Consider the following 6,154-nt stretch of genomic DNA (forward strand, 5'->3'; position numbering starts at 1 on the left):
ACTTCCAGGAATTCATGATCCTGCCGGTCGGTGCGCCGACTTTGCGAGAAGGCGTGCGCTGGGGCTCGGAAATTTTCCACACGCTGCGCAAGAAGCTGAAGGATGCCGGCCATAACACCAATGTCGGCGACGAGGGCGGCTTTGCCCCGAACCTGAAGAGCGCGCCGGTGGCGCTCGATTTCATCATGGAATCGATCGAAAAGGCAGGCTTCAAGCCAGGCGAGGACATTGCACTCGGCCTCGATTGCGCCGCCACCGAGTTCTTCAAGGACGGCAATTATGTCTATGAAGGCGAGAAGAAGACGCGCGATCCCAAGGCGCAGGCCAAGTACCTCGCCAAGCTCGCCGCCGACTATCCGATCATCTCGATCGAGGACGGCCTTGCCGAGGACGATTGGGAAGGCTGGAAGTATCTGACAGACCTGATCGGCAAGAAGACGCAGCTGGTCGGCGACGACCTCTTCGTCACCAACACGGCGCGTCTGCGCGATGGTATCCGCATGGGCGTTGCCAATTCGATCCTGGTCAAGGTCAACCAGATCGGCTCGCTGACGGAAACGCTCGATGCCGTCGAGACCGCGCACAAGGCCGGCTACACCGCTGTCATGTCGCACCGTTCGGGCGAAACCGAGGATTCGACCATCGCCGATCTCGCCGTCGCCACCAATTGCGGGCAGATCAAGACCGGTTCGCTCTCGCGCTCCGATCGCATGGCCAAATATAACCAACTGATCCGTATCGAGGAAGAGCTTGGCAGGCAGGCACGTTACGCCGGCAAGTCGGTGATCAAGGGCTGAAACGCAACATTGAGCTCGGATACTGCGCGAGGGCGGGATCATTCCCGCCCTTTTTCATTTCGCTCGCCAGGGGTCGGTCGCCGTAACCGTCCGTTAAGCACAATCAGGCGAAAAAGGTTGCGGGTCGTTTGAGTTTGCGGCCATGGGGAATCGGTCATGTGGACGCGTCAGCACAAGCAGAGAAATACCGGCCGGCTGATCGTCCCTTCGCTATGCGTGGTGTTCCTGGCCTATTTCGGCTTCCATGCCTATCACGGCGAGTTCGGCATCAATTCGAAATATCAGCTGGAAGCCCAGACGGTTGCGCTGCAGGCTCAGCTCGATGCGATCAAGGCCCGCCGTATGGAACTCGAACGGCGCGTTCGGCTAATGCATGACGGCACGCTGGAGAAGGACATGCTTGACGAACAGGCGCGCAGGGCGCTCAATCTGTCCCAGGCCGATGAAATCACCATCATGCTGCCGGCGTCGGTGAAATAACTGAAGTTCAGTTAATCGCCAATATTTTCAATGATTTTAATCGCTTAGGCGCATGCCAGCTATGCAAATTCGTCATGGCGCAACGCTCTAGCGCGTGTTAGCCTTGCATAAATCGGTGGGGAGAGCTGATCTTCCCAGGGCGGATTTCATCCTGCCCTAATGTCCGCAAAGAGACGCCAACAGGGAGTGATGCATGGCCACCGCAGCCAGAAAAGCGCCTGCCAAATCCAAATCCGAAGGCAAATCAGGGCTTTCCGCGCCCAAGCCTGCTGAATTCACCAAGGATGAGGAGCTTGCCGCCTACCGGCACATGCTGCTCATCCGCCGCTTCGAGGAAAAGGCCGGCCAGCTCTACGGCATGGGCTTCATCGGCGGTTTCTGCCATCTCTATATCGGCCAGGAAGCTGTCGTCACCGGCATGAAGATGGCGTTGATCGATGGCGACCAGATGATCACAGCCTATCGTGACCATGGCCACATGCTGGCCATGGAGCTTTCCCCGCGCGGCGTCATGGCCGAACTGACCGGACGCCGTGGCGGCCTGTCCAGGGGCAAGGGCGGCTCCATGCACATGTTCTCCAAGGAGAAGCATTTTTACGGCGGCCACGGCATTGTCGGTGCGCAGGTGTCGCTCGGCACGGGCCTGGCCTTCGCCAACCGCTACCGCGACAACAACAACGTTTCGCTGACCTATTTCGGTGACGGCGCGGCCAACCAGGGCCAGGTCTATGAAAGCTTCAACATGGCCTCGCTGTGGAAGCTGCCGGTGATCTACATCATCGAGAACAATCGCTACGCCATGGGCACCTCGGTGTCGCGCTCGTCGGCCGAAACCAATTTTTCGCATCGCGGCGCTTCGTTCAAGATTCCCGGCATCCAGGTCGACGGCATGGATGTGCGCGCGGTCAAATCCGCCGGCGATCAGGCGACCGAATGGTGCCGCGGCGGCAACGGGCCAATCATCCTCGAGATGCAGACCTATCGCTATCGCGGTCACTCGATGTCCGACCCTGCGAAATACCGTTCGAAGGAAGAAGTGCAGAAGATGCGCTCCGAGCATGACCCGATCGAACAGGTCAAGGCGCGGTTGACCGAGAAGAAGTGGGCGACCGAGGACGAGCTCAAGGCCATCGACAAGGAGGTTCGAGACATCGTCGCCGACGCCGCCGAATTTGCCCAGAACGATGCGGAGCCGGATCCGTCCGAGCTCTGGACCGATATCGTATTGTAAGGGAGGGCCAGGACATGCCGATCGAAATTCTCATGCCCGCTCTCTCGCCGACCATGGAAGAGGGCAATCTTTCCAAGTGGTTGAAGAACGAGGGTGACAAGGTCGTCGCCGGCGACGTCATCGCCGAGATCGAAACCGACAAGGCGACAATGGAAGTCGAAGCTGTCGACGAAGGCACGCTTGCCAAGATCGTGGTTCCTGCCGGCACCGAAGGCGTCAAGGTCAACGCGGTGATCGCCGTGCTTGCGGTTGAAGGCGAAGACACCGACAAGGCCGGCGAAGCTATCGGCGAAGAGCCCGCCAAGGCTGAAACCGCAGCGCCGGCGCCAGCTGCGGCGAAGAGCGAGGCCGCCGCACCGGTCGCGGCGGCGCCGAAGAGCGAGATTGCCGCAGACCCGGATGTTCCCGCGGGCACCGAGATGGTCTCGACCACGGTGCGCGAAGCACTGCGCGATGCCATGGCCGAGGAAATGCGCCGCGACGGCGATGTCTTCGTCATGGGCGAGGAGGTCGCCGAATACCAGGGCGCCTACAAGATCACCCAAGGGTTGCTGCAGGAATTCGGGCCGCGGCGCGTCGTCGACACGCCGATCACCGAGCATGGTTTTGCCGGCGTCGGCGTCGGCGCGGCGATGGCCGGGTTGAAGCCGATCGTCGAGTTCATGACCTTCAACTTCGCCATGCAGGCGATCGACCAGATCATCAATTCGGCCGCCAAGACGCTCTATATGTCGGGCGGCCAGATGGGCGCGCCGATTGTGTTTCGCGGACCGAACGGGGCTGCCGCCCGCGTCGCCGCCCAGCACTCGCAGTGCTACGCTGCCTGGTACAGCCACATTCCTGGCCTGAAGGTGGTGATGCCGTATACGGCCGCCGACGCCAAGGGACTGCTCAAGGCAGCTATCCGCGACCCGAATCCGGTTATCTTTCTCGAGAACGAAATCCTCTACGGCCAGTCATTCGACGTGCCGAAGCTTGACGATTTCGTGCTGCCGATCGGCAAGGCGCGCATCCACAAGCATGGCAAGGATGTCACCATCGTTTCCTTCGGCATCGGCATGACCTATGCGGTCAAGGCGGAAACCGAATTGCGCGGCATGGGCATCGACGCCGAGATCATCGACCTGCGCACCATCCGCCCGCTCGACTTCGACACCATCATCGCTTCGGTCAAGAAGACCAACCGGCTTGTCGTGGTCGAAGAAGGCTTCCCGCAAAGCTCGGTCGGCGACCATATCGCCAGCCAGGTGTCGCAACGCGCCTTCGATTTCCTCGACGCGCCGGTCATCACCATCGCCGGCAAGGATGTGCCGATGCCCTATGCGGCCAACCTTGAAAAGCTGGCCTTGCCGAATGTCGGCGAGGTCATCGAGGCGGTCAAAGCCGTCACGTATCGCTGAACCGGCCGGGAGGATAAAATGCCAATCAACATCACCATGCCGGCGCTCTCGCCCACGATGGAAGAGGGCAATCTGTCGAAGTGGCTGGTCAAGGAAGGCGATAAGGTTTCGCCGGGCGATGTCATCGCCGAGATCGAGACCGACAAGGCGACGATGGAGGTCGAGGCCGTCGACGAGGGCACGGTTGCCAAGCTCGTCGTTCCCGCCGGCACCGAAGGCGTCAAGGTCAACGCAGTGATCGCCGTGCTTGCCGCCGAGGGCGAGGATGCGGATGCTGCCGCGAAAAGCGGTGGCGCTGCCGCGCCGGCGAAAGCCGAAGCGCCGAAAGCGGACGCTCCCAAGGCTGAGGCACCCAAGGCTGAAGCACCCAAGGCTGAGGCACCAAAGGCTGAACCTGCTGCCGCAGCCGCTCCGAAGGCGGACTCGGCTCCGGTCGCCAATGGCCATGCGACTGGCGAGCGCACCTTTGCATCGCCGCTTGCGCGGCGTATCGCCAAGGAGGCCGGCGTCGATGTGTCGGCCGTGACCGGCACCGGCCCGCATGGCCGGGTGGTGAAGGCCGATGTCGATGCCGCGATTGCGGGCGGCGGCGCCAAGGCAGCGCCCGCCGCCAAGGCTCCGGCCGGTGCGCCTGTCGCCGCTGCTCCGGCGGTGAAAGCGATGTCGGACGACCAGGTGCTGAAGTTGTTCGAGCAAGGCTCCTACGAACTCGTCCCGCACGACAATATGCGCAAGACCATCGCGCGCCGCCTGGTCGAGGCCAAGTCCACCATCCCGCATTTTTATCTCACGCTCGACTGCGAGCTCGATGCGCTGCTGGCGCTGCGCACCCAGATCAATGCCGCCGCCCCGATGAAGAAGTCGGACAAGGGCGAGGCTCCCGCCTACAAGCTGTCGGTCAACGACATGGTCATCAAGGCGATGGCTATGGCGCTGAAGGCTGTGCCGGATGCCAATGCCTCGTGGACCGAAAGCGCCATGGTCAAGCACAAGCATGCCGATGTCGGCGTCGCCGTGTCGATCCCCGGTGGCCTGATCACGCCGATCATTCGGCATGCGGATGAAAAGACGCTGTCGACCATCTCCAACGAGATGAAGGACCTGGCCAGCCGCGCCCGCAGCCGCAAGCTGAAGCCGGAAGAGTATCAGGGCGGCACCACCGCCGTCTCCAATCTCGGCATGTTCGGCATCAAGGATTTCGCCGCCGTCATCAACCCGCCGCATGCGACCATCCTGGCGGTCGGCGCCGGCGAGGAGCGGGCGGTGGTCAAGAATGGCGAGATCAAAATCGCCACCGTGATGTCGGTGACGCTGTCGACCGACCATCGCGCGGTGGATGGAGCCCTTGGCGCGGAGCTGCTGGTCGCCTTCAAGCGGCTCATCGAGAACCCGATGGGCATGCTGGTCTAGGAAAGGAAAAGGCTCGTGCGGAAATTCTTCACCAGCCTTTTCGCCTTCTTTATTTCCTGGTTTGCCGGCGGTTTGGTCGCGCTTGGACTGGCCATCGCAACCGACGTGCAGGAAGAATACATTCTGGTGTTCATGGCGTCCGCGCTTGTCACCATCGTCGTGACGATCGTGTTTTTCGTCGCGCAGTTCTTTTCGAATGCACCCGCGATCATCGACTGGCTGGCCCTTTGCACCATCGTCCTGTTCGTGCTTGTCGGGCTCGGCCTGATCGGCTGGACGTTCTCGCAGCCGGTCGACAAGCGCCGGTGGGGAGGTGACCTTCCAATCGTCGCCGGCCTGGTCTTGCCAGGCCTGGCCACGGTGCTGGTTCACTGGCTGTTCGTACGCTGGCGGGTGGGACGCGGTTTGATGAATGCACAGGTGAACGCATGAAGACGGTGCTTTGCTACGGCGACTCGCTGACCTGGGGTTACAACGCCGAAGGCGGGCGCCATGCGCTGGAAGACCGTTGGCCAAGCGTCCTGCAGGCCGGCCTTGGAAGGGACGTCCAGGCTATCGCCGACGGACTCAATGGCCGCACCACGGCCTTCGACGATCATCTGGCAGGTGCCGATCGCAACGGCGCGCGGCTGTTGCCGACGGTGCTGACGACACATGCACCGATTGACCTGATCGTCATCATGCTCGGTGCCAACGACATGAAGCCGTGGATCCACGGCAATCCGGTGGCGGCCAAGCAAGGCATCCAACGGCTGATCGACATCGTGCGTGGCCATGACTATCCGTTCGACTGGCCGGCGCCACGGATACTCGTTGTGTCGCCGCCTGTTGTAAGC

Annotated in this window: 7 protein-coding genes; all 7 read left to right on the forward strand. The window is 61.7% G+C overall.

Annotated elements, in window-relative coordinates:
* The coding region (gene eno / locus C1D09_RS21305) for a phosphopyruvate hydratase (RefSeq protein WP_143976172.1) at nt 1-797 on the forward strand (797 nt) is incomplete at its 5' end.
* A 156-nt stretch (nt 798-953) separates the two neighbouring features.
* Nucleotides 954-1,277, forward strand: coding sequence for an FtsB family cell division protein (locus C1D09_RS21310; RefSeq protein WP_143976173.1), 324 nt, complete (start codon nt 954-956; stop codon nt 1,275-1,277).
* 193 nt (nt 1,278-1,470) lie between these two features.
* Nucleotides 1,471-2,508 carry a pyruvate dehydrogenase (acetyl-transferring) E1 component subunit alpha gene (gene pdhA / locus C1D09_RS21315; protein ID WP_143976174.1) on the forward strand — a complete coding sequence of 346 codons (1,038 nt, stop codon included), beginning with the start codon at nt 1,471-1,473 and terminating at the stop codon, nt 2,506-2,508.
* 14 nt (nt 2,509-2,522) lie between these two features.
* Nucleotides 2,523-3,908, forward strand: coding sequence for a pyruvate dehydrogenase complex E1 component subunit beta (locus tag C1D09_RS21320; protein ID WP_143976175.1), 1,386 nt, complete (start codon nt 2,523-2,525; stop codon nt 3,906-3,908).
* An 18-nt stretch (nt 3,909-3,926) separates the two neighbouring features.
* Nucleotides 3,927-5,318 (forward strand): pyruvate dehydrogenase complex dihydrolipoamide acetyltransferase, encoded by a 1,392-nt coding sequence (locus C1D09_RS21325; RefSeq protein WP_143976176.1) that lies wholly within the window; start codon nt 3,927-3,929, stop codon nt 5,316-5,318.
* A 15-nt stretch (nt 5,319-5,333) separates the two neighbouring features.
* Complete coding sequence (locus tag C1D09_RS21330) at nt 5,334-5,750, forward strand: hypothetical protein (RefSeq protein ID WP_143976177.1); 417 nt, start codon at nt 5,334-5,336, stop codon at nt 5,748-5,750.
* A partial coding sequence (locus tag C1D09_RS21335; RefSeq protein ID WP_246135825.1) for a GDSL-type esterase/lipase family protein occupies nt 5,747-6,154 on the forward strand: 408 nt, incomplete at its 3' end. The genes C1D09_RS21330 and C1D09_RS21335, both read left to right, overlap by 4 nt.

Source organism: Mesorhizobium intechi, assembly GCF_002879535.1.
In the GTDB taxonomy this organism is placed as follows: domain Bacteria; phylum Pseudomonadota; class Alphaproteobacteria; order Rhizobiales; family Rhizobiaceae; genus Mesorhizobium; species Mesorhizobium intechi.